The 25,872-nt window shown below is 70.3% G+C and carries 42 protein-coding genes; 5 read left to right on the top strand and 37 right to left on the bottom strand.

Annotated features, from left to right (window positions below):
* Positions 1 to 30 precede the first annotated feature (30 nt).
* The 21 genes from ACZ5C2_RS05470 to ACZ5C2_RS05570 all read right to left on the bottom strand — a co-directional run bounded on the left by ACZ5C2_RS05470 (position 31) and on the right by ACZ5C2_RS05570 (position 13,173).
* Positions 31 to 1,983, bottom strand: coding sequence for a phage portal protein (locus ACZ5C2_RS05470; RefSeq protein ID WP_468786849.1), 1,953 nt, complete (start codon positions 1,981 to 1,983; stop codon positions 31 to 33).
* Position 1,984: 1 nt separating this feature from the next.
* Positions 1,985 to 2,173 (bottom strand): hypothetical protein, encoded by a 189-nt coding sequence (locus ACZ5C2_RS05475; RefSeq protein WP_468786851.1) that lies wholly within the window; start codon positions 2,171 to 2,173, stop codon positions 1,985 to 1,987.
* A 46-nt stretch (positions 2,174 to 2,219) separates the two neighbouring features.
* Positions 2,220 to 3,956, bottom strand: coding sequence for a terminase large subunit (locus ACZ5C2_RS05480; RefSeq protein WP_468786853.1), 1,737 nt, complete (start codon positions 3,954 to 3,956; stop codon positions 2,220 to 2,222).
* Positions 3,925 to 4,380 carry a phage terminase small subunit P27 family gene (locus ACZ5C2_RS05485; RefSeq protein ID WP_468786855.1) on the bottom strand — a complete coding sequence of 152 codons (456 nt, stop codon included), beginning with the start codon at positions 4,378 to 4,380 and terminating at the stop codon, positions 3,925 to 3,927. The genes ACZ5C2_RS05480 and ACZ5C2_RS05485 overlap by 32 nt, the downstream gene beginning before the upstream one ends.
* Before the next feature lie 114 nt (positions 4,381 to 4,494).
* On the bottom strand, positions 4,495 to 4,857 hold the full coding sequence (locus ACZ5C2_RS05490) for an HNH endonuclease (protein ID WP_468786857.1): 363 nt from the start codon (positions 4,855 to 4,857) through the stop codon (positions 4,495 to 4,497).
* A 145-nt stretch (positions 4,858 to 5,002) separates the two neighbouring features.
* Positions 5,003 to 5,380, bottom strand: coding sequence for a hypothetical protein (locus ACZ5C2_RS05495; RefSeq protein ID WP_468786859.1), 378 nt, complete (start codon positions 5,378 to 5,380; stop codon positions 5,003 to 5,005).
* Positions 5,381 to 5,532: 152 nt separating this feature from the next.
* Positions 5,533 to 5,775, bottom strand: a complete 243-nt coding sequence (locus tag ACZ5C2_RS05500) for a hypothetical protein (protein ID WP_468786861.1) — start codon at positions 5,773 to 5,775, stop codon at positions 5,533 to 5,535.
* A 130-nt stretch (positions 5,776 to 5,905) separates the two neighbouring features.
* Positions 5,906 to 6,151: a hypothetical protein gene (locus ACZ5C2_RS05505; RefSeq protein WP_468786863.1), complete on the bottom strand. Its 246-nt coding sequence runs from the start codon at positions 6,149 to 6,151 to the stop codon at positions 5,906 to 5,908.
* A gap of 11 nt (positions 6,152 to 6,162) precedes the next feature.
* Complete coding sequence (locus ACZ5C2_RS05510) at positions 6,163 to 6,609, bottom strand: hypothetical protein (protein WP_468786865.1); 447 nt, start codon at positions 6,607 to 6,609, stop codon at positions 6,163 to 6,165.
* Between the two features lie 13 nt (positions 6,610 to 6,622).
* Positions 6,623 to 7,240, bottom strand: a complete 618-nt coding sequence (locus ACZ5C2_RS05515; RefSeq protein WP_468786867.1) for a DnaJ-like cysteine-rich domain-containing protein — start codon at positions 7,238 to 7,240, stop codon at positions 6,623 to 6,625.
* 209 nt (positions 7,241 to 7,449) lie between these two features.
* Complete coding sequence (locus ACZ5C2_RS05520; RefSeq protein ID WP_468786869.1) at positions 7,450 to 9,564, bottom strand: FtsK/SpoIIIE domain-containing protein; 2,115 nt, start codon at positions 9,562 to 9,564, stop codon at positions 7,450 to 7,452.
* Positions 9,565 to 9,582: 18 nt separating this feature from the next.
* Positions 9,583 to 10,725, bottom strand: coding sequence for a hypothetical protein (locus ACZ5C2_RS05525; protein WP_468786871.1), 1,143 nt, complete (start codon positions 10,723 to 10,725; stop codon positions 9,583 to 9,585).
* A gap of 23 nt (positions 10,726 to 10,748) precedes the next feature.
* A complete protein-coding gene (locus ACZ5C2_RS05530) occupies positions 10,749 to 10,955 on the bottom strand; it encodes a hypothetical protein (RefSeq protein WP_468786873.1) in 207 nt (68 codons plus the stop codon).
* A gap of 98 nt (positions 10,956 to 11,053) precedes the next feature.
* Positions 11,054 to 11,224, bottom strand: a complete 171-nt coding sequence (locus ACZ5C2_RS05535; RefSeq protein ID WP_468786875.1) for a hypothetical protein — start codon at positions 11,222 to 11,224, stop codon at positions 11,054 to 11,056.
* A gap of 96 nt (positions 11,225 to 11,320) precedes the next feature.
* On the bottom strand, positions 11,321 to 11,497 hold the full coding sequence (locus ACZ5C2_RS05540) for a hypothetical protein (protein WP_468786877.1): 177 nt from the start codon (positions 11,495 to 11,497) through the stop codon (positions 11,321 to 11,323).
* The gene (locus ACZ5C2_RS05545) at positions 11,494 to 11,679 is read right to left on the bottom strand and encodes a hypothetical protein (protein WP_468786879.1); all 186 of its coding nucleotides are present in this window, start codon (positions 11,677 to 11,679) and stop codon (positions 11,494 to 11,496) included. The genes ACZ5C2_RS05540 and ACZ5C2_RS05545 overlap by 4 nt, the downstream gene beginning before the upstream one ends.
* Complete coding sequence (locus ACZ5C2_RS05550) at positions 11,679 to 11,918, bottom strand: hypothetical protein (protein WP_468786881.1); 240 nt, start codon at positions 11,916 to 11,918, stop codon at positions 11,679 to 11,681. The genes ACZ5C2_RS05545 and ACZ5C2_RS05550 overlap by 1 nt, the downstream gene beginning before the upstream one ends.
* A gap of 97 nt (positions 11,919 to 12,015) precedes the next feature.
* A complete protein-coding gene (locus ACZ5C2_RS05555) occupies positions 12,016 to 12,138 on the bottom strand; it encodes a hypothetical protein (protein ID WP_468786883.1) in 123 nt (40 codons plus the stop codon).
* Complete coding sequence (locus tag ACZ5C2_RS05560; RefSeq protein ID WP_468786885.1) at positions 12,135 to 12,359, bottom strand: hypothetical protein; 225 nt, start codon at positions 12,357 to 12,359, stop codon at positions 12,135 to 12,137. Before ACZ5C2_RS05560 ends, ACZ5C2_RS05555 begins: the two co-directional genes overlap by 4 nt.
* Positions 12,356 to 12,571 (bottom strand): hypothetical protein, encoded by a 216-nt coding sequence (locus ACZ5C2_RS05565; protein WP_468786887.1) that lies wholly within the window; start codon positions 12,569 to 12,571, stop codon positions 12,356 to 12,358. The genes ACZ5C2_RS05560 and ACZ5C2_RS05565 overlap by 4 nt, the downstream gene beginning before the upstream one ends.
* Positions 12,571 to 13,173, bottom strand: a complete 603-nt coding sequence (locus tag ACZ5C2_RS05570; RefSeq protein WP_468786889.1) for a hypothetical protein — start codon at positions 13,171 to 13,173, stop codon at positions 12,571 to 12,573. Before ACZ5C2_RS05570 ends, ACZ5C2_RS05565 begins: the two co-directional genes overlap by 1 nt.
* A gap of 209 nt (positions 13,174 to 13,382) precedes the next feature.
* Here ACZ5C2_RS05570 and ACZ5C2_RS05575 point away from each other — a divergent pair, with 209 nt between their 5' ends.
* From ACZ5C2_RS05575 to ACZ5C2_RS05590, 4 genes are all read left to right on the top strand, one after another.
* Positions 13,383 to 13,724, top strand: a complete 342-nt coding sequence (locus ACZ5C2_RS05575) for a hypothetical protein (RefSeq protein ID WP_468786891.1) — start codon at positions 13,383 to 13,385, stop codon at positions 13,722 to 13,724.
* A 127-nt stretch (positions 13,725 to 13,851) separates the two neighbouring features.
* Positions 13,852 to 14,436, top strand: a complete 585-nt coding sequence (locus ACZ5C2_RS05580; RefSeq protein ID WP_468786893.1) for an NUDIX hydrolase — start codon at positions 13,852 to 13,854, stop codon at positions 14,434 to 14,436.
* Positions 14,433 to 14,843: an NUDIX hydrolase gene (locus ACZ5C2_RS05585; protein ID WP_468786895.1), complete on the top strand. Its 411-nt coding sequence runs from the start codon at positions 14,433 to 14,435 to the stop codon at positions 14,841 to 14,843. The genes ACZ5C2_RS05580 and ACZ5C2_RS05585 overlap by 4 nt, the downstream gene beginning before the upstream one ends.
* 228 nt (positions 14,844 to 15,071) lie before the next feature.
* Positions 15,072 to 15,344, top strand: a complete 273-nt coding sequence (locus ACZ5C2_RS05590; protein ID WP_468786897.1) for a hypothetical protein — start codon at positions 15,072 to 15,074, stop codon at positions 15,342 to 15,344.
* Positions 15,345 to 15,392: 48 nt separating this feature from the next.
* Here ACZ5C2_RS05590 and ACZ5C2_RS05595 read toward each other — a convergent pair whose 3' ends face one another.
* The 14 genes from ACZ5C2_RS05595 to ACZ5C2_RS05660 form a co-directional block, all read right to left on the bottom strand.
* Positions 15,393 to 15,626, bottom strand: a complete 234-nt coding sequence (locus tag ACZ5C2_RS05595; RefSeq protein ID WP_468786899.1) for a hypothetical protein — start codon at positions 15,624 to 15,626, stop codon at positions 15,393 to 15,395.
* Positions 15,623 to 16,231, bottom strand: a complete 609-nt coding sequence (locus ACZ5C2_RS05600) for a hypothetical protein (RefSeq protein WP_468786901.1) — start codon at positions 16,229 to 16,231, stop codon at positions 15,623 to 15,625. Before ACZ5C2_RS05600 ends, ACZ5C2_RS05595 begins: the two co-directional genes overlap by 4 nt.
* 30 nt (positions 16,232 to 16,261) lie before the next feature.
* A complete protein-coding gene (locus tag ACZ5C2_RS05605) occupies positions 16,262 to 16,528 on the bottom strand; it encodes a hypothetical protein (RefSeq protein ID WP_468786903.1) in 267 nt (88 codons plus the stop codon).
* Complete coding sequence (locus ACZ5C2_RS05610; RefSeq protein WP_468786905.1) at positions 16,525 to 16,653, bottom strand: hypothetical protein; 129 nt, start codon at positions 16,651 to 16,653, stop codon at positions 16,525 to 16,527. Before ACZ5C2_RS05610 ends, ACZ5C2_RS05605 begins: the two co-directional genes overlap by 4 nt.
* The gene (locus tag ACZ5C2_RS05615) at positions 16,650 to 16,991 is read right to left on the bottom strand and encodes a hypothetical protein (RefSeq protein WP_468786907.1); all 342 of its coding nucleotides are present in this window, start codon (positions 16,989 to 16,991) and stop codon (positions 16,650 to 16,652) included. Before ACZ5C2_RS05615 ends, ACZ5C2_RS05610 begins: the two co-directional genes overlap by 4 nt.
* Before the next feature lie 298 nt (positions 16,992 to 17,289).
* Positions 17,290 to 17,466 carry a hypothetical protein gene (locus ACZ5C2_RS05620; RefSeq protein WP_468786909.1) on the bottom strand — a complete coding sequence of 59 codons (177 nt, stop codon included), beginning with the start codon at positions 17,464 to 17,466 and terminating at the stop codon, positions 17,290 to 17,292.
* Positions 17,463 to 18,701 carry a hypothetical protein gene (locus tag ACZ5C2_RS05625; RefSeq protein WP_468786911.1) on the bottom strand — a complete coding sequence of 413 codons (1,239 nt, stop codon included), beginning with the start codon at positions 18,699 to 18,701 and terminating at the stop codon, positions 17,463 to 17,465. Before ACZ5C2_RS05625 ends, ACZ5C2_RS05620 begins: the two co-directional genes overlap by 4 nt.
* 52 nt (positions 18,702 to 18,753) lie before the next feature.
* Positions 18,754 to 19,146, bottom strand: a complete 393-nt coding sequence (locus tag ACZ5C2_RS05630; protein WP_468786913.1) for a hypothetical protein — start codon at positions 19,144 to 19,146, stop codon at positions 18,754 to 18,756.
* A 73-nt stretch (positions 19,147 to 19,219) separates the two neighbouring features.
* On the bottom strand, positions 19,220 to 19,594 hold the full coding sequence (locus ACZ5C2_RS05635) for a hypothetical protein (protein ID WP_468786915.1): 375 nt from the start codon (positions 19,592 to 19,594) through the stop codon (positions 19,220 to 19,222).
* A 103-nt stretch (positions 19,595 to 19,697) separates the two neighbouring features.
* On the bottom strand, positions 19,698 to 19,889 hold the full coding sequence (locus tag ACZ5C2_RS05640; protein ID WP_468786917.1) for a hypothetical protein: 192 nt from the start codon (positions 19,887 to 19,889) through the stop codon (positions 19,698 to 19,700).
* Positions 19,886 to 21,616, bottom strand: coding sequence for a DNA cytosine methyltransferase (locus ACZ5C2_RS05645; RefSeq protein ID WP_468786919.1), 1,731 nt, complete (start codon positions 21,614 to 21,616; stop codon positions 19,886 to 19,888). The genes ACZ5C2_RS05640 and ACZ5C2_RS05645 overlap by 4 nt, the downstream gene beginning before the upstream one ends.
* The gene (locus ACZ5C2_RS05650; protein WP_468786921.1) at positions 21,616 to 21,903 is read right to left on the bottom strand and encodes a hypothetical protein; all 288 of its coding nucleotides are present in this window, start codon (positions 21,901 to 21,903) and stop codon (positions 21,616 to 21,618) included. Before ACZ5C2_RS05650 ends, ACZ5C2_RS05645 begins: the two co-directional genes overlap by 1 nt.
* Positions 21,900 to 23,255, bottom strand: a complete 1,356-nt coding sequence (locus ACZ5C2_RS05655) for a replicative DNA helicase (RefSeq protein WP_468786923.1) — start codon at positions 23,253 to 23,255, stop codon at positions 21,900 to 21,902. The genes ACZ5C2_RS05650 and ACZ5C2_RS05655 overlap by 4 nt, the downstream gene beginning before the upstream one ends.
* A gap of 12 nt (positions 23,256 to 23,267) precedes the next feature.
* Positions 23,268 to 24,305, bottom strand: a complete 1,038-nt coding sequence (locus tag ACZ5C2_RS05660) for a hypothetical protein (protein WP_468786925.1) — start codon at positions 24,303 to 24,305, stop codon at positions 23,268 to 23,270.
* A 212-nt stretch (positions 24,306 to 24,517) separates the two neighbouring features.
* Between ACZ5C2_RS05660 and ACZ5C2_RS05665 the strand changes: the two genes are divergently transcribed.
* Positions 24,518 to 24,742, top strand: coding sequence for a hypothetical protein (locus ACZ5C2_RS05665; RefSeq protein WP_468786927.1), 225 nt, complete (start codon positions 24,518 to 24,520; stop codon positions 24,740 to 24,742).
* Positions 24,743 to 24,807: 65 nt separating this feature from the next.
* On the opposite strand, the gene ACZ5C2_RS05670 is transcribed toward ACZ5C2_RS05665, so the two are convergent.
* Together ACZ5C2_RS05670 and ACZ5C2_RS05675 are read right to left on the bottom strand one after the other, a co-directional pair.
* On the bottom strand, positions 24,808 to 25,695 hold the full coding sequence (locus tag ACZ5C2_RS05670) for a hypothetical protein (RefSeq protein ID WP_468786929.1): 888 nt from the start codon (positions 25,693 to 25,695) through the stop codon (positions 24,808 to 24,810).
* A complete protein-coding gene (locus ACZ5C2_RS05675) occupies positions 25,695 to 25,871 on the bottom strand; it encodes a hypothetical protein (RefSeq protein WP_468786931.1) in 177 nt (58 codons plus the stop codon). The genes ACZ5C2_RS05670 and ACZ5C2_RS05675 overlap by 1 nt, the downstream gene beginning before the upstream one ends.
* Between the last annotated feature and the right edge of the window lies 1 nt (position 25,872).

The following is a 25,872-nucleotide window of genomic DNA, read 5'->3' on the forward strand; positions in this document are numbered from 1 at the left end:
TTGTCGCGTCAATTCTACCGGCAGCTGCTGTCATTCCTCGGTCGAATAGTCGAGACGGCACTTGCAGTTCGCGGTTTCCTTGGCCTCGCCCTTGCCGTCGCCGGGCCACCGGAGGCCGTTCGAGAAGACGTCGTCCAGCGAAACCGCCTCGCCGTCCTGTGCCCGATGCGACGGCCTGGGATTCGTCCCGCCCGTCCGCCAGATCTTCCTCGTCACCCCGGACGCCCCGGCCGCATCATGCGAGCCGAAACCGCGAGCCTCCGTCGCCGCCGTCGACGCACGCACCTGCGCGGCCACCGACCACAGCCCGGCCGCATGCTCCAGCCCGGCCCGCCAGTCGTCGCCCGGATCCTCCTGCACAGCCTCAACAGCATCCCGGCCGGCCTGCTCATGCTGCGCGGCGTGCGTCTCCGCCGCCGCCAACAGCCACGGCAGCATGACCTCCGGATCCCAGCCCGCCGCCTCCGGATTGAACGAATCCAGCACGCCCCACGCCGCCAGCTGGGCAATGCGGTAGCCGTGCTCGGCCAGCAGAGACTGCAGCTCCGCCAGCCGGTCCTCGACACCCTCGTCCCACCACGCCAGCAGATCCGGCACGCCGTCCGCCTTCACACCCGCCCGGGACAGCAGACGAGCCGACTGCCGACCCGTCCACCGCTCCAGTGCGGCCGTGAACGCCTCAAGCTCCTCGTCGAAGTCCCCGAGACCGTCCGGCCTGCCCGCTCCCGCCGCCTTCATCAACACCAGGCGGCCCCGCGCTTTTGGGAGAGCCGCAACCTCCGGCGCCGAATCCGTCGGCGACGCCTGACCGCCCACCAGCACATTCATCGGAGTGATCAGATCGCTGCCGCCGTCGATCTGCGGCAGGTTCATCCGCGCCCGGGCCTCGTTCCGCGTCAGCCACGGGGCGCCGACCGCCGTCTGCAACTGCTGCGCCTGCTCCTCGAAGGAACCGCGCAGCTTCTCCTGCAGGTTGAACTCGACGTACACGTCCTGGCTGTCCGGCAGATCCGGGATCAGCTGCAGGCCGATCTCCTCCTGGATCATCTGCAGCCACGGGCCCAGCGTGTCCTGGTACAGCTGCTGATGCTGCTCCTTGATGTTGGAGAACGTCGCGTTGTCGAGGATCCCGACCATGGGCAGCGGGATGTGGTACGCCGCCGCGACCTCCTCGCGGGTCAGCTTGCGGGCCTCGATGTACTGGGCCTTCGCCGGATCGATCGCCAGCTGCTCGTACTCCATGCCGTCCTCGAGGATCGGCGTCCCCCCGCCCTGCGTGTACGAGCGCCAGCCCTCCTTGAACCGGCTCCGGGCCTCCGGCGCCCACTGCGGCGCATCCGCCGGCCGCTTCAGCACACCCGACAGCCGGCCACCGTTACGCCACATCTGCTCACGGGCCCGATTCGCCTCGAACTCCTCCGCCAGCAGCGACCGCAGCGCGTCGATCGGGGACGAGCCGTGCCGCAAATCCACCGGGTCATAGCCGTGGAAATGCACCACCTGATCCGGCGTGAGCTCCAGATCGCCCTTCGCCCCATGGACCTTGAACATCTCCGGCTGCAGCCAGTTGTCGCCCTCGATCGTCATCCGCGACGGCGGAATCGGAATCACCCCGATCACGGCGCCACCATCGACGCGGACCTTCACCCAGAACGCCGTGTCATAGATCGCGATATCGGACACCAGGCGCTCGATCAGCCGGTAGCGGGTCAGCTGAGCTCCAGGCGCCGCCAGAATCCGCGGCAGCGGGTGATCCGTCAGCCGCTCCCGGTCCGTGTCCGACACCCGCCGGAACGCATGCAGCCCCAGCTGGGCAATGTTCCGGGCCAGGAACGACACGACCGTGCGGATCTGCGGCTGAACCCGATACAGGTGCGCGTACTCGTGGAAGATCCCATCCGCCAGCCGCACGTAAGCGGCCGGAGCAGCCAGCGGCGCCACCGACACCGCCGACAGCTGGCCCTGAGAGACGACGAACGCCACGTCAGCCTCCCGTCGCCTGAATGAACTCCACCCGGGCCCGCTCGACGATGACCTCGCCGTCCATCGGCGTATCCGCCGCGCCATGCTGCATCAGCGTCACATCCCGCAGCACCAGCAGCGGGCCCCGCTTCGCCCACAGCACCCCCGCGAACGCCTTGTCCGCCAGGTTCACCACCACACGCCTGCGCACCACGGTCCTGCGCCACGGAAACCAGCCCCACACCACGGCCACCCCCTCACACGACCTCCAGGCCGCCGTCCTCGTAAGCCGACTTCACCGGCACCTCGCGGGCCATCGCCTCAGACAGGGCAGTCACCGCCGCAGACACGGCGTCGATCTTCTCCGCGCTGCGGGCCTTGTCCGGCTTCACGTTCCCGGCCGGGTCCATCGCCGCAGCCAGGTTGTCGACCATCCACGTCACCGCGGCATTGCCGCCATGCCGGAACATCGGCCTCTCAGGCGTGCCCTTCAACAGCAGACGCTGCAGCTCCTTCAACGGAGGCGACATCGTCACAAAGCCCTGACGGACCTTCACCATCGGAGCATTCGACTCGGCCAGCTTGTTCGTCAAAGGCACCGCAGACCACGGGTCGTAGCCCAACGCCCGCACGTCGAAGGCATCCAGATCCCGCTCGATCTGCAACTGAATGTAGTCGTAGTCCGCGACGTTCCCCGGCGTCGCCACCAGCAGGCCCTCACGCACCCACACCGACGCAGCACCGGCCGTGCGCTGGTCCAGCACCTCGACGTTGTCCTCCGGCGTCCACAGCCGCCACAGGGCGTCATAGCCGCCGCCCTCGTCGGGGAACAACCAGCACAGCGCCAGCAGGTCGGACGTCGCCGCCAAGTCCAGGCCGCCATACGCCTCGCGGCCCATCAGCTTGGCCTCGTCGACCATGCCCGCGTTACGGTTCCACGACTCCAGCGTCAGGAACTTCGTCTCCTGCTTCGTCCGCCGGCCCAGATGCAGCCGAAGGAACTTCGCCAGGTCGGCGGGGCTCTGCTTCGCCTCATCCGACTTCGCCTGCAAGTACGAGCGGGTCGGCGAAACCCCGTAACCGGGGTTCGCCTTCCGCCACGTCGCCTCGACGTGCGGATCATCGTCCCGCTCCGCCGCCCACACCACGCCGTACACGCTCGGCGCCTCGAACACCCGACGGGCCAGCTTCTCAATCCGCTGCCGCTTCCGGTCGTAGACACTCTCACGCTTCCCTGAGTCCGCCGTCGTGATGATGACCACCAGCGGCTGACGGCGCGAGCCGGTCCCCGTCTCGATGGTCTCCACCAGCTCGGGCGTCCGATGCTCATGAAGTTCGTCCACGATTGCGCAGTGGATGTTCGCTCCATGCTGGGCACCCGCCACCGACGAGATCGGCTTGAAGTACGAACCGGACTTCGGATGCAGGATGACGTGCTTCAGCGGCTTCACGTGCCGCTTCAACGCCGGAGCAGCCTCCGCCAGCTTCTTCACCGGCTCAAAGACGAAACCCGCCTGCTCCTTCGTCGTCGCCGCCGTGATGACCTGCGCGCCGCCCTCACCGTCCGCGCACGTCATGTAGATCGCCAGGCCGCCCGCCAGAGTCGACTTGCCGTTCTTGCGGGGCACATCCACGTACAACTCACGCACGACCCGCACAAACGAGTCCGCGTCATCGTCCCAGCGCACCCAGCCGAACACCGGCGCCAGAATGTACGCCACCTGCCACGGGTCCGGCCGCAACGGCTGTCCAGACCACTGCCCCTGCGTATGCCGCAGCAGACTGAACGCCTTGATCACCCGGTCCACCCGGTCCGGGTCGAACACCGCGCCCGGCGCCTCGCCCGGTGACGGCGTCTGAATCAGCGGCGGGCAGTCCGGCAACGGGATCCCACGGTCCTGCAGATACCAGGCAACCTCGGGCGACAGCTTCAGCCGCTCCAGCTCGTCGGCGTCGGGCAGCTCAGCCGAACGGGTTGTCGTCCTCGCCGCCATCGTCGGCCCCCCTCGCCAGGGCCTGCTCCGTCGAAGGCGTCAGACCGAAGTGCCCCGCCCACGACCGAAGCTCACGGCCGGCCGCACGGGCGATACCGACCGCCGGGTGAGGCAAAGTCCCCTGCTTCGCATCGATCGTCAGCCCCTCCTGCTGCACAACCCTGGTCGCCTGCACGAACGTCGCCCACGCCTCGCAGTACGCAGCCAGCGCCGCCCGGTCCTCGGGCTTCAGCAAGTCCAGCCGGGACAGGCCAGGGACCACACGCTTCCACTCAGCCGCAGCCTCCCGCGACAGCCACGACGGCGGATTCGGCGGCACCCGCTTGAACGCCGGACCCTGATTGACCGGCCGGCCCGCAGTGTCCTTGCCGTCCCCACGCCCCTTGATCAGCTTGAGGGCAGCAGGCTGAGCAGTACGGCCCATGATCACATACCCCCTATGCCCGATTCTGTGCAGGCGTCTCCTTCACTGACCGCGGCGGGCCCCCAGAAGATCACGTCAGAGATTTTGACCCCCCTTCCCCTCCCGGGAAGGGGATCAGAGATCCGTGATGTTCAATCGGCGTCGCAGGGTGCGTTCGCGGTTGGCTCGCGCCGCTTCGGCCTTCGACTTCAGCGCGTGGTCTTCCGGGCAGATGACGCCGAGGTTGTCCATGTCCCTCGCCGAGCCACCCTCGCTGATAGGCGTCTTGTGGTCGAGGTCGAACGTCTCGCCCTCTTCAGGCTCGCGTCCGCAGACGTAGCAGCAGCCGTTGTCCCGTCGTGCGACCTGCCGTTTGATGCTGCGCCATGTGCCGGAACTGATGCCGTAGCGGTCCTGCTTGCGCACCCTGTTGGCCCACGACTTGGGCTGGTGCTCGCCGCATCGGCCGCGGTTGGTGGCGAACTCGTGGCAGTTCATGGCACCGCATCGGGTTGGTGGTGCGGTCGGCATGGCCACCTCCCCAGGTTGTGGGCCGGCCCCGGTCCGAGGGTGAAGTCGACCGGGGCCGGGGTCCTCACCCTGGGGGATATCCCGGGGAGGGGGGCGGGCTATGCCGGGGGGCCTACTCCCCCTTGCCCACCCCCGTAGCTTCGCCGTTGACCATGGTGGCGAGGATGCGCGCTGCGCCTTCCTTCTTCGCCTGGACGGGGCACAGCATGACGTGGCCGCCGTTCTCGATGGTGATGAACAGCTGGTTCATGTCCTTCTTCAACGCCAGGGCGAACAGTCCGGTGAGGAGCACGCGGGTGGCGGTGACGCGCTTGCCGGCTTCCTCGCCCCGCTCGATGGTGATGTGTGCGCCTTCCACAGGTACGGGGTCCTGGTTGGGTGCACGGAACTGGCCGCCCATGACGGTGAGGCCTGCTGCTGCGGCTGATGCGGTGATCTGACGCTGCCGCTTCGCTGCGGCTTTCTCTTCGTCGGTCTTCTTCCCGAACACGCCTTGCTCCTGTCGTCGCGGTTCGGGCCATGGTGGCCGAAGTGGTCCGCGATGTCAGGGGCGTGGCTGATCCGTTGCAGCGTTGGGGCCTCGCCGTCCGGGGACAGGCACGGACGGCGGGACTACGGGACGGCGACCGGACCGCCCCGGTCTCAGGCGGCCTTGGGGCGCCGCTGCGGGGTGGGCCGGTAGGCGCGGGCCCGCTCCTTGATCTCGGGCAGGGCGTACATCGTCTTGTACTCGTGCCCCTGGCCGGTGAGCTGCCCGTTGCCCTGGAAGCGTTGGATCTTCCCGCGCCGCGCCCACTGCCGGATCACCGGCCCGGGGACGCCGGTCTCGGCGACGGCCTCATGCTCGTAGACGAGATCGTCCGGGTACAGATCGGCCGGGTCCATGGCGCCTCCCCCGAGCATGCAGAAAGCCCCCGGCCGGAAGCTGGGGGCTCTAAGTAGCTGCGGACACACGAGTATCCGGATGAGGGCACTGTGACATAGCGGTGATCGCCAGGTCAAGCAAGACCCACGCTCAGGCCGTGGCCTTCTCCCGGATGTCGAAGACGAGGCCGAGTCCGTCGACTTCGACGACCGTTCCGCAGTCGTCGCACGCGTACTCGGCGTGGGCGCCCGTCCCTGCTCCGTCGGTGTCGCCGGGGCGGCAGCAGATGCAAGCCTCCTGCCTCTTCTTCTCCATCGACCCATAGCAGCAGTCGGGGATGCCGTCCCCGATCTCCATGCCCGGGTCGATCTCCATGCCGTAGATGGTCGGTTCCATGTTGGTCTCCTTCACTTCTGGTTGTTGGTGCGGGCCCACACGCCGTTGGTGCGGCTGTGGGTGGTCTGGTGGGTGACGGGCCCGTGGAAGTGCTGGTGCACCTCCGGCTCCGGCTTCGCGCTGCGCAGCAGTCGCGAGATCGCGAGCACGAGGGCGGTGGGTGCACCGAAGACGACAGCGACGACGGCCGGGTTGGCGTACCCGGAAGCCCACAGGACCGCGGTGGTGGCTCCGCCCGAAGTGGCGATGAGGACGCTGGCGCCGATCATCCGGGCGGTGTCGTCGACGGCCTTGCTGCTCATCGGCGGCCGGCCGGGCTGCGCAACGGGCGGGGTGGTGCCGTACTGCGGGAGCGGGCTGTCGTCGCGGTAGGCAGTGGGCTGGTAGGCGGCGGCGATGAGCCGGGCGGCTTCCTTCTCTGCCACCTCCTCGCTGAGCGGGATGACGGGCTCGGTCATGTCGGTGGGTCTCCTAGTCGATTTCGCCGGTGCCGTGGCATACGGAGCAGCGGACGCTGGTGGTGTCGTGCAGACGGGTGTCGATGCGGTGCCGGCCTTTGCCGCTGCAGGCGGGGCACGGGTTGATGGGTTCGGGGGTGTGGTCGGGGTCGGGTTGGTAGCCGCCGGCTTGGGCGGTCCAGGCGGTCTCGAGCGCCCCGGCCTTCGCGGCGGCGACGGTGTTGCGGGCGGCCTGCTTGACGGGCTGGGTGACGGCGCGGACGGCCCGCCGCTTCTGCTTCCGCAGGGCGGGCTTGATCAGCTTCCGCCAGTAGACGCGGGCGACGGCCTTCACGTCCTCGGGGGTGACCTCCGGGTACAGCTCTCCGGCGAGGACCGCGCCCCCGATGGTGATCTCGAAGAGGTCGGCGTCGTCGGGGCGCTGGCGGCCTGTCGATGCGGCCTTGATGCGCTTCAGGTCTCCGACGGTGATCGGGATCGCTTCCCAGCTGTGGGACTGCCAGCAGTTGGCGCGGACGGGCATGGCGTCGATGAAGCTGTTGCCGTCGAGGGTGAACGCCACGGACAGGCACTCGGGGCACGTGTATGGGGCGCCGTCGATCGTCATCTGCTGAATCTTCAGGGTGAGCATTCGGTCCTCCTCTCTGGTGGTGTGGACCCTGCCTGGACCATGTCCGGGGGTGACGTTTCCGCAGGTGGGACCCTGCCTGGACCCTGTCTGGCGCTGGAGTCGGGGTGGTGGACCCTGCCCCGACGGGGCAGGGTCGGGGCAGGGTCGTCAGCGCTGTGACCTGCGCTGTTACCGGGTCGGGCAGGGTCCGGGCAGGGTGCAAACAGGATCTATCGGGCGGCGTTGAGGTCGGCGAGGCGGAAGCCGCGAGCCTCTTTGTCGTCGGCGGTCGAGACCTTCACGGCCTTGATGTCGAGGCCCTCGGCTGTCAGCGCCGCGGCGAGCAGCTTCCCGGCCCGCGCGCTGTACTGCGTGTCGGTCTCGTCGACGCGGTAGCCGTACCGGTCGTCGACGGTCGCGAGGTGGGCGAACACCTCGGCCCGGGTGGCTTCCCCCCGGCCGGTGGACTCGGCGGCGTCGATCAGGTGGTCCAGCAGGGTCAGAACGGCCGGGGCCGAACCGATGCGCCCCTTGCCGCCTTCACCGCCGGCCGCGGACGACACGCCCGTCTCGGCGAGCAGGTACTCCTCGATCGGGTCCTTCCACTGGCCGGGGAGCCGCCCGGCGGCCTTGCGGATCTCGTAGGCCTCGTCTGCCGCGCGCCGTTTGTCGTCGGGCTTGACCAGGTAGGAGCGGACCTGGATGACGCCGGTCTCGGGGGTGGAGAGCCAGGCCCGGCCCGGCTGGGTCAGCGGGATCTTCGAAGCATCGTGGCCCTGTCCCGTCATGCCGTCGCCGAGGATGGTGTTCGACGCGGTCCCCGACTCGGTGTTCATCGCCGCGCGGGAGGTGTGGTTCTGCCGGAGCCGGCCGCGGACGACGTCGACCTCGGGGACCTGGGTGAGGCTGATCAGGGTGATGCCGAGGGCGGCGCCGACGGCGGCGATCTGTGACAGGTTCTCGGTGATCTCGTCGGCGTAGGGGCTGGTGCCCTTGGGGGTGTAGGTGGCGAGCTCGTCGACGATGAAGACCTCACGCCCGCCGAGGAGGCGCATGCACTCCTCGTAGTTGTCGTCGTCGATCTTCTCGTAGCCATGCTCGTCGAGGAGGTCGGAGCGGCGGGCGAGCTCTTCGACGATCGCGCGGGTGGCCAGGGCCAGGCGCTGGGCGTTGCGCTTGGTGAACGTGCCCATGATCCGCGCGTAGGCGTTGTGCTCGGCGGTGCCCTTGCCGTCGAAGATGCGCACGTTGACCCACGGGTCCTTGGCGACGCCGATGAGGATGTTCGCCAGCAGCATGCCCTTACCGCGGCGGGTGGCGCCGCCCACGATGAGACTGCTGTCGCGGATCCACAGGGTGATGGGCTCGCCACGCTTGCCGAACGCCACCCTGATGCCGTCGCGGAAGGTGTTGATCGGCCCCTCGTGGTCGAGGAGCGGGGAGCGTCGCACGATGGCGAAGGGGTCGCTGCTGGCCACCCATACCTTCAGCCGGGACTCGATGTCGCCGACTTCGAGGTCGAGCCAGTCCTGGTGGACGGCGAGCGCGGACGCGATCTGCTGCTTCCTGGCCACCGCGACAGCGGCGGGGATCCCAGACGGGAGGTCGACTTCGTAGGCGATGCCGGGGCCTTCGGTGTGGGGGATGCCGACGCCGCGGATCTCGGCGCCGCGCTTCTCGGGGACGGCGCCGGCTTCGACGAGGACGCGCCGCATGGTGTCCTCGCCCAGGTGGCTGGTGCGGGTGGGTGCCTGGACGGGGGCGACGGCCGGCTCTTCGGGCCGGCCGAACCAGGCGCCGGTGAGGATGACGGCGAGTGCCATGAGGATCTGCACCCACAGCCCGCCGGCTGCGGCGGCGAGCGTGCCGCCGCCGACGGCGATCAGGCCGCTGATGCCGGTGCGGATCCAGTGCCGCTTCTTGTGCGCCTTGAACTCGGCCCGGCGGACGTTCAGCAGTGCCCGGGCCGCGGACTCGGCGGCGGCCCGGTCCTTGCCGCGGGGCAGGTCCTTCGCCTCGCGGATCATCTGCTGAGCGGTGGCGATCTGCTGCCGGTAGTCGTCGTGCCGGGCCTGCCACCACTTCAGGCACAGCCTCCGGTAGCCGCGCACCGACCAGCCGAGGTAGTAGGGCGAGTGGGCGGCGTGGTAGCGGACCGCGTCGACCGCGTTGTCCCGGGCGTAGACCGCCCACTGGCGGAGCTGCTCGCCGGACATCATCCACGCGGGGCGCGGGCGCTTCTCGAACTCGTAGACGCGGGCCGGCTCGCGCTCCTTCGTGAGCGTGGCGGTGATCTGCTCCCACTCCGGGTCGGGTGTGCTGCTGGGGGTCGTCTCGATACTCACGGGGTGTCCTTCGCGGGGTCAGTGGTGGTGGCCGTTGACGGCATGGATGCGGCGGGGGGTGCCGCCTCGCTCGAGGGCGGCTTCGACCTTGGCGACGGAGCTGAACGGGACGCTGTCGCCTTTGCTGCGGCGGTGCGGCGGAGGCGCCTTACGGCCGCCTTTCTGAGCCGCCTTCTGGGGCTTCTCAGGGGAGGGGGGTAGATCGGACGCGACCTGCGATGATCCAGACTGCGAGATGAGCACTGAGGGCGCCGGGTGGAGCATCTGGAGGAGACGCCCGCGAGTGCTTATCGGCGCCCCGTTCGCTTCGTCCATCGCGGCGGCGAGGGCCTGCCGTGAGGCGAGCTGCTGGGCGTGCATGGCGGGGGTCATGCCGGGCGTCGCGGTGCCGTAGAAGATCTCCCACGCGGCGACGAAGGCGTCCTCGAGTTCGAGGGTCCCGAACGGGGCGGCAGACACCAGCCGCTCCGCGAGCTGGACGACGTCCTTGTGGTGCGACCGCCGGCGCTTCTCGTGCTTGGCGCGGGCCTTCTCCTCCGCACGGCGCTTCTTCTCGCCGGCATCGACCGTGAGCGTGCTGACCCACTGGCGGACTTCGAAGAACAGCGGGCCGAGGAGGGTGACTGCGGCGAGGCCGTAGCCGACGGCCTGGTCGATGTGGGCGCCGTAGCTGTAGTTGATGGAGGCGGCGTATCCGGCGGCGGTGAGACACAGTCCGCGCAGCAGCCACCGCACCCAGACCGGGAGCCGCTTCTCGTCGGCGTAGGCGACGCCGGCGGCCATCACCCAGGCCGCGCCCTCGAGCGCGAACGGAAGGGGCAGCAGCATCCAGGAGATGCCGACGAAGTGCATGATCTGCGCGGGCAGGGACGCCAGCGCGGACGCGATGACCAGGGCGAGGGTGCCGCGCCGGTAGACGACTGCCGGGGTGGTGTTCTTCGTCCACGCCTGCATGCGCTCGCGACGGCGTTCCCGCTTCTCGCGGCGCTTCTGGACCATCTCGGCGCGCGCTTCGGCCTTGTCGGCCTGCCGGTTGCTGCGGCGGCGCTCGTCCTCGGCGGCGCGCAGCTTCAGGGCGCGTTCGGCGGCGGCGTCGGCGTCCTTGCGCTTCTGGTCGGCGGCGGCGGCCTTGTCCAGGCGGCGCTGCTCGTTCCAGTCCATGAGGGTTCGGGTCCTTTCGGGGGTCAGGCGCGGGCGGTCTTGGTGGCGGGGGTGGGCTTGTGCTTGAGCCAGCCGATGGCGGCGAGGGCCAGGAGCACGGGGCCGGGGATCGCGGCGAGGACCGCGGCCGCGCCGGCGGCGGCGAGGTCGACGGGGGCGAGGGCGGCCGGCCACAGGCCGACGACGATCAGGAAGGCGACCAGGAGGAGCCAGCGGGCGATGCGGTTCACGGGGACCTCTCTCGGGGTCTGGGGTGGTCGGTGGCGGTGGTTGGTGCCCCGGGCCGGAGTCGATCCGGCAGCGTCACGCCGGGTCCGGGACTGGGGGGTCAGCTGAGGCGCTCGACCTTGACGTCGAGGTCACGCGGGTCGGCCTTCGCGGCCTTCAGGCGCCGGTCGAGGTCGGCCTGGCTGTAGACCGTGACCGAGTCGCTGGACCCGCCGAGCGGGTTGACCTTCTGGCCGGTTCGGCTGGTCGCGGTGAGCTTGAACTTCGCCATCGGACGTCCTCTCGATTGGGTGATCGGGTGGGTGGTGCAGTGCCCCGGGTCCGATTCGATCGGGCACCGTCGCGGCGTGGCCGGGGCTGGGGGCGGCTACTCGACGCAGTGGCTGAGGATCCGCATCGCGGTCTCCTGCTGCCGGTCGCCGGAGTGGGCGGCCAGGTCGTAGGCGGCGTCCTGGCTGCCCGCGGTGAGCTTCGCGGCGGCGTCGGCCACTTCGGCCTCGGTGGGCCGGTAGCCGGTCGGCTCCTGACGGCGGCGGATCTTCATCGGCGGTGCCCCTTCTTGTGGGCGCGGAGACTGCTCTTGCAGGGCGGGCACTTGCGTTCGCGGACGGGCCCGTCGACGACGACCGGGGCAGGGATGGGCTGGCCGCACAGGGCGCGGGTGACGCCGTAGATGAGCGGCCCACAGTCGGGGCAGTGGAAGTGCGACTCCAGGACGACGGCCATCAGGCGGCGGCCGGGTAGTCGAAGCCGGCCAGCTCGTCGGCCAGGCCGGCGTCGAGGAGCGCCGCGTACTCGCGGACGGCCGCCATACGCGCCAGGTCACCGGACTTTCGGGCCTCGGCGTACTCCTCGAACACCTCGCTGATCGACATGGTCAGCACCTCGGCGACGGTGACCGACGTGCGGAACCGAACGCCCAGGTCGGAGTGGGCGTGGTCGGCGGAGAACAGGAACGGAGACATAGCGGTGCCTTTCGAGTGCAGTGGGTTGGGGTGGAGAGCCGCGGGTGGCGGGCCGGAGGGGAGCCGTAACGTCCGCCACCCGCGGCGGTACTGGGGGTTAGCGCTGTCGGGCGCGGCGTGCGGCTTCGGCAGCGGCGGCGGCCTGCTTCGCGGCTTCGGTCCTCTGGCGGGCCTGCGCGGCGAGGGCCTTCGCCGCGGCGCCCTGTGCGGCGAGGCTCACGACGCCTCCCCGACGAGCCGCAGGTGCCGGGAGCCCGGACGGGGCTGGGGCTGGGGTGCCGCGGCGGCCGGTACGAACCAGTGGCCGAGCCGCTGCCGGGTCACCGGGTCGACGACCGTCACCAGCACCGCCGGCGCTTCGCCGTCCCACGCGGGCAGACCGGCCACGATCTCCTGGGCCTTCGCCTGCAGCAGCTGCAGCCGCTCCCGCTCGCCGGTCACCGGGTCTCACCCCGCTCGGCCTCGATCGCGGCGAGCAGCGTCCGCAGCCGAGCGTTGAGGGCGGCGGCGGCCGTCAGCATGTCGTCGTTGGAGTGGATGTTCAGGCCGGCCGTCTCGTTGAGGAGGCGGTGGGTGACGGCGATCTCGACGTCGAGGTTGTACGGCCCGGCGGGTTTCCGGTCCGGGTTGTGCAGCGGGTCGTAGGCGGCCATCACGCACCGCCGATGAGGTCGAGGCGGCCGGCGGCGGCGAGGGTGGCGCGGGCGCCGGCGACGAGGTCCTCGGCGTGGGCCAGGGAGTCCGCGTCCAGGTCCGACATGCCGTCGGCCTCGGCGAGGGCGGCGAGCTGCCCCGCCCGGACGGAGGCCGCCCGGTAGCGGGCCAGCATCACGACGGGCACGTCGGTGCGGTAGCCGTGCTCGGGGTCGTCCTCGATGTCCGTGACGACGTCGACGGGGCCGACGTCGGGCACGTGCACGGTGAGGGTGATCTCGGTGGCGGTCCAGGTGGTGCCGTCGGAGGCGGTGCGCTCGACCGTCCGGGTGGTGGCGATGCCGCCGACCTGCTCGAACAAGTCGTTGAGCTCCACCTGCGACCACACGGTCAGGTGGGTGGCGGTCTCGCCGAGGTGCGGGCGGGGCTTCCAGCCGGCGGGGTAGCCGAGCGCGGCCCGGACCTTCTCGACGGTCGCGGCGTCCGGGACGGTCAGTGCCGCCTCCAGACGGCGCATCGCGTCGACGGCGGCCGGCGGCAGCGGGGCGGTGTCGCCCGTGTGATCGACGCTCTTGGGCGCCTGTACGATCTCGGTAGCCACAGGGTCTCCTTCGCAGAACCTGGTGGTTAGGCCCTGGCCAGGGAGTGGAGTCCCTGAGCTGGGGCCGTCTTCGTTTGTGTGCACCGGTGGAGCGGCGCGTGAGGCTCTGGGCGGTGGAGCACCCTCGGCTTCAACACCATACTGAAACGAATCTGAGCGACTGTCAACACCGTCTTGAGAACTGGCGTGTTGACTTCTACGCTGAGTCCATGACAGACGCGTTCACGGAGTCCCAGGAGGCGAAAATCGCCCAAGTCGCAGCCATCACAGATCCCGTCCAACGCGGGCTGGCCGCCCGCGAAGCACGCGATCGTCTGACGACAAGTGATCGCGCCCTGTACGCGATCCAGCAGGCTGCGATCCAGGAACTCAAGCCCGGACGCACCTGGTCCGAGGTGGGCCAACTGTTCGGGCGGAGCCACGCTTGGGCAGAAGCCCTCGCCACGAGGCGGAGTTCGAAGAGACGAAAGAGTGAGCATGCCGTCGAGTCGACACCTCGCGCGGGCGCGGAAGAAGGACACGGCAGCGACACCAAGACGCCAGATCAGTAGCTAGGTAGACACCGAGGTGACACCAGGTCGCCACGGGCACGCCAGACCCGAGCGCAGCGAGCACGGGAGCCTCACAGTGGACATCGGTACATGGACAGGCCGGACGGCGTGCCTCCTACAGGAGGCCATGCGGATGACGAACGAGGCGTTCGCCGAGCGCCTCGGGATCTCACCCCGCACCGTCAGCCGGTGGCACAGCTCGCCCGGCATGGTCCACCGGACCGAGGCTCAGCAGATCCTCGACACGGCATACGAACAGGCGGGTGAGGCAGTGCAGCGAAGGTTCGCGCTCCTGCTGCGCCCCCCGGCCCCGCGCATGGAAGCCCAAGCGCTGCGGGTGGCGATCGCCGTGGTGCTGCGCGGGGAGGATGTGCTGCTGGTGTGCCGGCGCGGGGATGGCGAGCTGCGCTGGCAGTTCCCGGCGGGCATGGTCAAGCCGGGCTCCGACCCGTCGACCGTGGCCGTGCAGGAAACCCACGGCGAGACCGGGGTGCACTGCACGATCCGGAAGCAGCTCGGCGAACGCGTCCACCCGGCGACTGGGGTTCTGGCGACGTACTACCTGGCCGACCACCTCGCCGGGGAGGCCGCCAACCTGGACCCGCTCGAGAACGTGGACGTGGCGTTCGTGCCGCGCGCGAGCCTGACCCGCTTCATCCCCGCAGGCCAGATCTTCCCGCCCATCCTGACCGCTCTGGAGGCGACCGTATGACGACCACCACCAAGCCCGGCATCTCCGCCGCCATCATCGTCTCCGGGGGCCGTGTGTTGATGGTCCGCCGCCGGGTGGGCGAGGGGGAGCTTCTCTGGCAATTCCCGGCCGGTCAGATCGAGGAGGGGGAGGCCGCCGAGGAGGCAGCCGTTCGGGAGACGGTCGAGGAGACCGGGCTCGTCGTCGCCGCGGTGAAGCTGCTCGGGGAGCGCGTCCACCCGAAGACCGGCCGGCTCATGTCGTACACCGCCTGCGAGCCGCTCCAGGGCGAGGCCCGGGTCGCGGACGAGGAGGAGCTCGACGCGGTCGCCTGGGTCGCCCACTCGGAGATCAAGGAGTACGTGCCCTACGGGCTGTTCGGGCCGGTGCAGGAGTACCTGGACGACACGATCCGCGCTGAAATGTGACGTCGCTCACTTCATGAAGTGTTCTATCTCGCTCACCCCTGCCCCAACCTGGGAGAACACCGGAGGGGACGCAAGGACTTGCAACCCCCAGGCTCTCGCAGTCGCCTGACTGTGGCAGCGTCTTTGCAAGCGAACGGCCGGGCGGTCATCACCCGCCCGGCCGATTCGACCAGCGAGTCATCACCTCGCCGATCTGTAACCCATCCCTCGCCAGAGAGAAGGTCTGTCATGAGCGTAGCGCAGAGGTCTCGAAACAACTTACTGGAAAGCCCGCTCCCCCAACTGCTCGCTGAGCACGGAGTCGAGCTGATGGACTCCCCGATCACCGACCCGGCCTACTTCGGCGCCTTCGTCGAGCGCCGGGATGGCAGCCGGGTGCTGTCGATGCCGGTCGGCCGGTCGGAGTTCGAGCGGGACACGGCGGCGCGTATGCTCCTGGCGGAGGGCCTCGGTCTGGACGCTCCGCCGGTGCCGGCGCCGCTCGAGGTAACGCACACCTGAGCATGCGTGAAGCCCCCTGCTCCGAGTCTGTTCGGGCAGGGGGCTTCGTCATGTGGTGTGTTCGATGGCCCGGCAGTCGAGGTTGTCTGCTTCGCGGTCGATGGCGGCGGCTGCGCTGCGGAGGTCGCCGCAGTCGGGGTCGTCGGCGAGGTTGCGGCAGCTGTTGGCGATGGCCCGGAGGAGGGCGACGGCGGCGTCGACTCCGATGTAGGCGTGCCCGTCGGCGCCGGTGGCGATGGGTATCAGGCTGGTGGCGTGCTGGAAGGGTCCGTGTTCGCTCATGCCGCCCGCCGTTCGGCGAGCGGTAGCCGGAGTGCTTCGCTGTGCCCGTATTGTGCCGAGCAGGCGGGGCAGCGGACGCCGGCGGTGTCGAGGGTGACGCGCAGGGTGTGGCCGCACGGGCAGGCGACGCCTATGCGGCGGGGCGGCTTCTCGCCGGTGATGATGCGCTGGGCCTGGCCGACGACCTGGCGGAGTTCGTCGGCCATCTCTCGGATGGCGGGGTGTTCGTCGCAGATCATGGCGAGGTTGAGGCCGAGGATGCCGCACGCCCAGTCGACGGTGGCGCTGATGGTGCCGAACTGGGGGATGTCCCACTGCTCGCGTTCGCACAGGTCGCGGGCCCAGCCGCCGACGACGCCTTCGATTCCGCCGCGTGCGAGGAGGTCGAGGGTGTCGAGGCTGCAGGGCAGGGGGGCGGTGCGGGTGGCGGACCTGCCGTCGCCTCCGCGCCGGCCGGGCATGAGCGCCTGGCCGAGCTGCCGGTACATCTGCGGGAGTTCGCGCAGGTTGACGTCGATGCGTTCCCGGCAGCCGCGGTGGACGCGGTCGCTGGACGGCTTGTCGCACACGGCGCAGGGCTGGGACTTGTTGGCGTCGTCGAGCATGGCGGGCTCCTTGGTGCAGGGCGGTGCTGGCTAGCGGGGCTTCTTGGTGCGCAGGAGGCAGACGGGCCGGACCTCGGCTGTGCCGTCGGCGCGTTCGACGAGGACGTTCCGGGGTGCGGTCGCCCCGAGGGTGAGGTGCGGGAACGGCACGTCGGGCGGCGGGCCGGGGCGCGCGTAGCGGGTGCGGACGGTGACGGGCTCCCACCGGCTCGGCCCGCGGTTCTCCCAGTAGGTGCGCGCTTCGGGCTCGGGGTCGACGGCGGGCACGTCGAGGAGAGTCAGCTGCTCGGCGGTCACGGCGTCTCCTTCCGCGCTGCGGCACGCCGGGCTCTGGCGCGCCGGTCGTGGAGGGCGAGGCAGGGCCAGGCGGTGAGGGCGAGGGCGTAGGCGGCGGCGAGCAGCAGCCACGGGGAGGCAGTCACGGGCGGTCCCCGGCGTTGTGGGCGGGGACCTCGAGGGCTGCGCGGATACGGCGGGCGGTGTCCTGGTGGCTGGCGGTCCAGGGGGCGCCGGCTTCGATGAGCGCGGCGACGTGGCGGGCACGGGTGATGGCGGCCTCGAGCTGCTCGGCGCGGTGGACGGCGCGGGCGCGTTCGGCCTCCGACCGGTTCGACGTCTGATTCGCGACACCGAGGAGGTCCTCGAGCTGCCGGGCACGCCGGTCGTAGTCGGCAAGTTCCGCGGTGAGGCGGTCGACCTCGGCGTAGAGGGCGTCGAGTTGGCCGCTAGTGATCTCGTTGATGCTGCGACGGTGGGTCATTCGAGGCTCCGGTGGGTGGACTCGGCGGCGTTGAGGCTCTGAGAGCCCGTCTGCGGCTCTGGGCGGGAACGGGTTCGCTGCGGGGAGTTCGGCCGCGAGAGAGGCGTACAGGCCCCTTCTCGGCCCTGCTGTGGCTTGACGGGCTTCTGCCGTTTCGCCGCACGGCGGGCGGCACGGTTCGCGCGGGGCATCTCGGCGTCGTCATCGACGAGCCGCTCGCCGGTCCACTCGAGACGCGTCTCCCAGCGGGCGCCGGAGGTTCCGGCGCGTTCGCCGCGCGGGCTCGACGATGGCCCCCTCACGGCTGGCCCCCGCCCCGGACACGTCCGCGGGGGTCGAGGATCCCGTCGGCTTGGGCGAGGAGCCGCAGCGCCCGGCGAAGGACGGAGCGCAGGGGTTCGCGGCGGCGGGCGTAGGCGGTGAGGATCGCCGCGCTGCCATCGTCGGGGATCCAGTGCAGCGGCCGGCGGGTCACGACGTGGCCCCGTCCTGCCGCGCCCCGGCGGCGGGCTCGTCGATCGCGTCGAGTTCGGCGATCCGGGCGGCCTGCTCGGCGGGGCTGAGGGCGTGCCATGCGGCCCGGTGCTGGTCCCGCAGGGACGGCCGGGGCGGCTCGTCCTGCCGCGCCCCGGCGGCGGGCTGCTCCAGGCACTCGCCGTCCCCGACCGCTTGCCCCTCGCAGACGTGCTCTCCGAGCGGGGTGCCGGTCTCGGCGTGGAACCGGTACTCCTCCAGCGCCTGGTCGAGGATCTGCCAGGGCTGGCAGCCGTCGGGCGCCCATTCGTCGCGGCGTTCCTTCAGCCACTGCTCGAACGCGTCCCCGCGGCGGGGCTGCGTCTGGGTGGTTGCCGTCTCGTCGGCCATGCGGCGCAGCCCGGCAACCACGTCGCGGACCGTGCCGTGCTGGAGGCGAGCGGTCTCGTTCAGCTCGCCTTGCTCGCGGTCGTAGGCCTCGTTCTGGTCCGTCAGCAGGGCGTACCGGTCGGCGGCTTCACGGAGAGCGGCAGCTCGGACGGCGGCCCGGTCGGTGGGCTCGGGCAGCACCGCCGTGATCCCTGCCAGCGCCTCCTCGCGAGCGGCGGGCACCAGCGTGTCGCCCAGCGCGGCCTCGACAGCGGCGAGGGCAGCCGCGGCGATGCGGTCGCGAGCGGCGGTCTGGTCGGCGGACGGCGTCGCGTCTTCGGCTTCGGCGCGCAGCCACGGCCACTCCCGGTACAGGACCGCCAGGACGTGGTCGGCCTGCTCCTGACGGTGTGCCACGGGCGGCACGGTCTTGATCCTGCCGAGGGCTGTCACGAGCTCGGCGCGGAGTCCGGCACGGCGGGACGGGGTGGTCTGGCCGGCGGACGGCGTCCGGCTGGTGTCGTAGGCGGCCAGCAGCTCCTCCGGGCTGGCGTAGCCGAGGCTGGCCGCGTAGTTGAAGTCGATCGCGTGGAGCAGCTGGTCACGCACGCCGTCGGTGGTCTGGTCGGCGGGCGGCTCCACAACAGCAGGCGCAGCAGCGGGCGTCCGCGTCGGGTCGATCTGGTCAGCAGCGTCACGACAGGGCCTGAACTTGTCCAGCTCCAGCACGCCGTCCGCCTTCAACCGTGCGGTCTCCTCTCGGATCTGCCGGGCCAGTTCCTGGGCGTGGAGGCAGAGGGCGCCGTCGATGATGTCCTCGGGCAGGTCGTGTCGGTGGAGGAGTGCGCGGGCGGTCTCGTTGGTCATGGGGTTCTCCTGGTGGGGGCCGCCCCGTGGTGGGGCGGCCGGGCGGGTCAGGTCAGGCAGAGGCTCGGACGTGCTCGTAGCGCTGGCGGGCGGCGATGAACGCTTCGTTGGTGCCGCCACGGTCGGGGTGGGCGTCGGCCATGGCCTGGCGCAGCTCGGCGAGCGAGGGCCGGGCGGGACGGCTGGGGATCTCTGGGGGCGTCAGGTAGAGGCGCCGCATGGTGTAGCCGTGGTAGATCTCGCCGTCGGCCTCGATCTTCTGGCGGTCGACGTAGCCGGACCGGTGGCCCCCGGTGGAGTACGTGAAGTAGATCCGCCGGGGGGTCTTCTTCGTGATCGGGTGCCGGAGTACCTGGTAGTTGCCGAGGGGGCCGTCGTCCCAGTTGGCGTCCCACAGCTCGTACAGGAACTCAGCGGCGGCGAGTTCGTCGGCGGGTGTGGTCATGTCTGCTCCAGGGGTGTGGGTAGGGTGCGGGGCAGGTCCGGCCGCGGTGCAAGCGCGGCCGGGCCGTTGGCGTTCACGGGGCGGGCACGCATCCGGGGCAGTCGTCCACGTGCTCCGGGTCGTCGCTGTCGTCGGCGACGACGTGCGTCTCCTCGTCAGCGACGGCAGTGATCCGGGCGGGGCAGAACTGCGCGCCCTTGTTGCCGACCAGGTCGATCCACAGGAAGTCCCCGTAGGTGGGGTCCTTCGGGTCGCGGCGGAAGAAGCAGTCGGCGAGCTCCGGGCGGCCCATCTCCGTGAGCACGGGCCGCAGGTGCGGGATGGCGTGGGCGGCGACCGCGCGGGCGAACTGGTTCGGGTCGGTGTGCTCGAGCGTGATCGGCGGTACCGGGGAGGTCTCGCCGACCTTCCCGAACTCGATCCGGTAGGTGGTGGTCTGCTCGCTCATCGGGTGTCTCCTTCGGTCGATCGCTGTCCGCGGGTGCGGTGGCGTGGGCTGGGCGTGTGGCCGGGCAGGGTGCAGGCGGGGGCGCGCGGTGGGCGGCGGGGCATCAGGCGGCGCCGTTCGCGTGGTTGGGGCAGAGGTCGCGGCCGTCGCGGGTACGCCGCCAGCCGCGGTGGGCCTTCAGCAGCCGGCGGAGCTCGCGGTGCGTGTGCGGCTCGAACCGGACCGGCCAATGCCCCTCGGGCGCCGGGCAGTCGTCGCCGTCGCAGAGGATCACCAGGTAGGCGTCGGCAGTCACGCGGCGGCCTCCAGGTCGGCGGTCGTCGTGCCGGAGTCCTGCGGGCTGTGAACGATGGCCCGCAGCCGGGCACCGATCCACGCACCGACCTGAGGGGAAACGGCGTTCCCGAAGCCGTCCACCTGGTTGCGCGCGGTGCCCCAGACCTTGAAGGTGCCGCGGTAGTCGTTGAAGTCGACGTCGAAGCCGCAACCACGGCCGATCTCGTGAGCCGCCATCATGCGGTAAAAGCACTCCTCGAACGGCAGCTCCGACAACGCAGGCCCCCAGTCGGCCGTGACCAGCGCCGTCGTGTCCCGAGCGGTGATCGTTCCCAGCGGATCGGTCACCGGGTGAGCCGCGGTCTCGGTTCCCGTGGAGCCGTTCTGCTTGAACCAGCCGGCCGCGGTCAGCAGCCCGGGAATCTGGTCCGACGTGAACGTCGACATGGGCTCCGCGTGCACCGCGGGCACAGTGTGCTTCCGGTACGGGATGACGCCGGAGGAGACCACGGCGAGCGTCTCGGAACCGACCTGGGTGGGAAGAGGTTCACCAGCCCCGCGTGCCGCGCCCTGGTAGTTGTCGATCGCCAGCGCAAGCGCCGCCTCGTCCCACAGACCCTGCGGGGCCACACCGGTCGACAGGATCGCGGCCTCCTGCTGGCTGGTCTGCGTCGCCAGCGGCTGAAGCAGCAGGCGTTCCGAGCCGTGCACGCCCTTCGCCGGCATGAGGATCGCCGGGAAGTCGGCGAACTTGCGGCGGCATCGTTCGATCCGGGCCGTCGTCGATGCGGCGAACGGCCCGCGGTGGCCGTCGCTGAACGTCTTGACCGGCCGGTCGCCGATGCGCGTGCCGAGGTCACTGAGGTCCAGGGCGGCGATCGATGGCGTCATGGGCGGAACGACCGCGGTACGGCACGACGGGCAGCGGTACTCGTACTGCTCGCCGTAGGCGACCTTCCCGGTCGGCGGGATCCCGGTCCGCCACGTCCACACCGCTTCGACGTCCTTGTCACAGCGGTGGCAGCGCGACACCGGCCGGTGGTCCAGGTCCGGCATCGGCAGGGACTTGTGCACGAACACCCAGTAGCCGCGGTTCCGTGACTGCGGCACGCCGAAGAACTGGGAGTTCAGGAACAGCACCGTGTGGTTGTAGCCGAGCAGATCGAACTGCTTCAGCCACCACCGGTACGTCGAACCGTCGCCCACCTTCTTACTGCCGGGCAGGAGCGGGCCCCACGACTGCAACTCGGTCGTGCACTCCACGAGGATCATCCGCGGCCGGTGCGTCTGCGCGTAGTGCAGGACGCAGTTCGCGGTCGCCCGGTCCCGCTCGGACTTGGTGACGCGCGCCTCGTAGTCGGGGTCGTCCAGCTCGAACAGGGTCCCGCCCGTCAGGTACGCCTTGAGCGTGTTGGCCTGCGAGTGGTTGACGCAGCTGACGCCGGCGACGAGAAGGTCGGCCGCGGGGAGGTCGCGGGCGGAGTGGTAGTCGGCCGCGTCGGGGTCGACCAGGTCGGCGATCCAGTGCTCGGCGTCCGGGTGGTTCGCCTCGTGGACCTCGACCTTGTAGCTGTTGTGGTTCGCCGCCATGATCGTGGTGAACCCGGCCATCTCGATGCCGCGGGTCAGCCCGCCGAACCCGGAGAACAGGTCGACGGCGACGAGGTCGTCGTGGCGGAAGCGGCGGCGCCGGGTGGCCGGCCGGTGGGTGGCGGTGCGGGGCTTCTGGCTGGATGCGCGGGCCATCAGGCTGCGGTTCCTTCCTGGGGTCGGCGGGGCTGGGTGGCGAGTCGGATGCGGAGCTGGGCGACGAGGTCCTCGAGCCCGACGGGGTCGACGGGCGGGGTCGGGGGCTGTGGTCCGGCCTGGACGCCCCACGCGCACGTCCAGGTGTGGCCGCAGGCCGGGCAGCGGTAGGCGGCTATCAGTCCGCCGTCCCCGTCCGGGAGAGCCATGGCGGGCCGGACCACGGTGCGGGTGCGGGCGAGGCACTCCTCGCAGCTGTCGGAGTAGGGCGGGAAGTCGGTGCTCACGCTGCCTCCATGTCGACGACTTGGGCGTAGTGGCCCTGCCAGGCGGCGGTGACGATCGCGTTATGGCCCATGCGGTTCTTCGCGACGATGAAGTCGAACTCGCCGGCGCGGGGCGACTCGCGGTCGTAGTAGTCCTCGCGGTGCAGCAGGATCACGATGTTGGCGTTGTTCTCGATGCCGCCGGACTCGCGAAGGTCCGACAGGGTGGGCGTCTTGTCGGTGCGGTGTTCGCTGACGCGGTTGAGCTGGGCCGCCGCAATGACGACGATCTTGAATTCCTGGGCAAGCGCCTTGAGGCCGACGGCGATCGAGTCGACTTCGATGACTCGGTTCTGCGCCTTCGCCTCCGCCTTGGCGATCTGCAGGTAGTCGACGATCAGAGCGGCGGGGAGTTCGTCGTTCGCCTGCATCTGCCTCAGGCGGCGGCGCCACTTGGAGACGGGCACTGCGGGGGTGTCGTCGATGCGGAGCGGGGCGCGGCGGATCCGCTCGCGGGCCGTGCGGACGGCGGAGTACTGCTGGCGGTCGAGGGTGCGGGCTCGCAGCGCGTGCAGCGGGACGTGCGCTTCGGCGGCGACGAGGCGCTGCCCCATCTGCACGTGGGACATCTCCATCGAGGCGATGAGGACGCCGCGGCGGTTCTTGATGGCGACGTGCCGTCCGATGCCGAGCAGGACGAGGCTCTTGCCCATGGCGGGGCGCCCGGCGATCACGACGAGGTCTCCGGGCTCCATCGGGGCGACGGACTGGAGGTCGGCCCAAGGGAGCGGGAGGACGTCGTCGCGCGGGTTGTCGTACTCGTCGAGGACGGCGTCCACCACGCGGTCGAGGAGCCACTCCCGGGAGTCGGTGCCGCCCTTCGCTGCGGCGGTGAGTTCCTGCAGCTTCGAGGCGGCGGAGTCGACGATGCCGGCGGCGGTGTCGTGGTCGGCCTGGGCTCCGTAGCCCATCTGCACCAGCTCGGTGCCGGTCTCGATGACGGACCGCAGCAGGGCCTTGCCGCGCAGGACTTCGGCGTAGTGCGCGGCGTGGGCGGCGGTGGGGACGCAGCTGATGAGGTGGTGGATGTAGGCGTGGCCGCCGACCCGTTCGATGTCCCCCTGCTGTGTGAGCTGGCTGGTGACGGTGATCGGGTCGAGGGGCTGGCCGTTGGCGAACAGGGCGAGGAGGGTGTCGAAGATCCGCTCGTGGGCGGGCTTGTAGAACGGGTACTTCACGCCGTCGATGACCTCGACGACGTCGAGGACGGCGGTCCGGGAAAGCATCATGCTGCCGAGGACGGCCCGCTCGGCGTCGATGTCGCTGGGCGGGACCCGCTCGAAGCTGGTCTGGTCGTCGTAGTAGTCGGTCACAAGTGTCCTTGGTCAGGCCGCGTCGGCGGTCCGGTGGGCGGGGTGGCAGTCGGGGCACGGCTTCTTGGAGCCAGCCTCGAGGCGGAACTTGGCGTTGAACTCGGCGGCGGGGTTGCCGTCTCCGCACTGGCCGCACCAGGGCGGCAGGCTGGAGCCGGGCTTGCTCGCGGGCCGCTGCGGAGCCTTGGGCAGGTCGCTGATCCGGATGCGGAGCACCGACATGGGGCGGTGGACGCCGTTCGGGTTCTCGGTGAGCTTGGCGACGAGGTCGGCGTCGAGCCGCCATCCCTGCTCGGCGATGGCTTCGAGCAGCAGGGGCGCCATGCCTTTGGCGGAGACGCGGCCGAGGGACCACGGTGCGGGCAGGTTCATGAGGAAGTCGACGGCGGCGGTGAGGGCCGGATCGTCCTTCTCGCTGCCTGCCTTCCCGGCCGAGTCGGAGCCGCGGGGGGTCACGGTAGGAGGGAAGGTAGGTGTGGTTAGGGGGATAGGGTCCCCCGCCTGGGTGACCATTGACTCCCTAGCGGGTGACCTTTCTGCCCTATAGCCCTCCCTAGCGGGTGACCTATCCCCCTTAAAGGTCTCCCTAGCGGGTGACCTTTCGGCTTCAAAGGTCTCCCGGTCGGGGGACCTTTCTCCGTCGAACCAGGCGTGCGGGTCTCGGTCGGGGGACTGCTCGTCCTGGTCGTCCCAGTAGGGCGCCGGCCGTCCCGGGAACTCGGACTGGAACGGGATCCGGAAGGTGCGCTGGTGCCCGCGGTGGGCGTAGACGAGCTGCCCGCGCTTGTTCTTCAAGGGCTTGCCGTCCGCGCCGCTGATCGGGACGCGCAGCTCGATACCGCGGGCGGCGAGCTTGCCGAGCACCTTGCCGATCTGGGCCTCGTTCTCGAAGCCGGTCTTCCAGAGCAGCTTCTGCATGAACTTCCGTCCGTAGGCGATCCGGCTGTCGTCCCAAGCGAGGTCAGCGATGGCCAGGGCGACGACGCGCTCGCCGGACGAGATCTCTTGCGGCAGCCGGTCCTCAAGCCAGCGGCGCAACTCGTAGCCCATTTGTCTCTTCCTTCGGAGGGGTGTCTTTGCTGGTCATGACTGGTTTGGGACAGCCCTCATGGAGGCTCGAACCGACCCTTCTCCGGCCGATTGGCGTGGTGCCAGTCTATAACGGGGTGTGTAGGCACATGCAATACAGGAGTAACACGCTTAGTGGAGTGATTCCGCCCGCCGGGGTGTGTAGGCAGTGCACGGTCAGCTACGCTGTCGGCATGACGACGAGAGGGACGCCCGGCCGGATGATCCGCATCGACGACGAGATGTGGGAGCTCTACGGCCAGCTGTGCGCGGAGGAAGGCACCACGCGCACCGACGAGCTCCGTCGCCATGTCCACTCGCGCGTCCGCGCCTACTGCAAGGCAAAGGGCCTCGAGCCGCCCAAGCCGAAGAAGCGCGTGGTGCGCATCAAGCGGTCCAAGCCGGCCGACTCCGACTGATCGCATCCCTCCCCCTCTCGGTTCCTCCGGGGCCCCGCCGTGTGGCGGGGCCTTTGTCGTGCGGGTCAGGCCGCGGTCTGGTGTGCGGCTTGCTGGCTGGTCGTGCGGATGCGGCGGACTCCGCTGGTGATCTCGCGGGCGAGGTCGCGGACGTAGGCCTCGTTCATGCCGAGCCGTGCGGCGATCTCGCCGTGGGAGAGGTTGAACGCGAGGAGGTGGGCGATCTCGGCGCGGCGGAGGGCACCGAGTTGATGCACGTTCACGTTGTCCCTGATCGCGGGCGTGAAGTCGGGGTTGTCGTAGTCGTCGGGGTCCCAGTAGGCGGTGCCGGCCCAGCCCTTGCGGGCGGCGGTCTTGCGGATGCGTTCGGCGATGTGGGCGGCGGCGCCGTGGTCTTCGGGCTGCTGTCCGGCGAGTTGGTCGGACAGGGCGGTGACGTAGCCGGCGACCCAGCTGCGGACGACGGTGGTGTCGGGGTTGCTGTTCTGCAGGTGGACGATGAACTGCTTGTGTTTTCCGCAGCGTTCGGCGAGCTGGGCGGCGGACCAGCCGTCGGCGGCGAGGGCGCGGAGGCGGAGGATGGTGCCGCGTCCGGGGATGTGCACGCCGGAGCGGGATGCGTCGACGTGGCGCGGCTTGACGGCGAGGATGCGGGCCTCGGAGGCCCGGTGGATTTCGCCGCGCTGCATGGTGATGCGGTAGAAGACGTTCTGGCAGACCCCGGATTCGGCCTGGATGTCTTTGTCGGACATGCCGTGGCTGCGGAGGAGTTCGATGTGGTGGGCGGCTCGCTGGGGGCTGACTCTGGTGCCGCGTCCGGTGGTGCGGAGGTAGCGCTGCCGGCGGACGGCGGCGGTCATGCCGGTTTTGCAGGTGGTGCAGCGGCAGCCGCGGCGGTAGCGGCGCGGGTCGCCGTGTTCGAAGGCTTCGGCGGGGATGGCGGTGCGGGCCATCACTTCTCCTTCCGGGTGTGGTGGTTGGTGATGGTGCGGGTGGCTCGGAGGGCGAGGGTTGCGGTCCAGTAGCCGAGGGCGACGGTGAGGTAGGCGGCGCCGGCGGCGAGGATGCCGAAGGAGATGACGGCGCCCCAGATGACGGCTTCGACGGCCTGGATGGCTTCGGCGATCACG

The organism is Streptomyces sp. NPDC031365 (genome assembly GCF_055569765.1).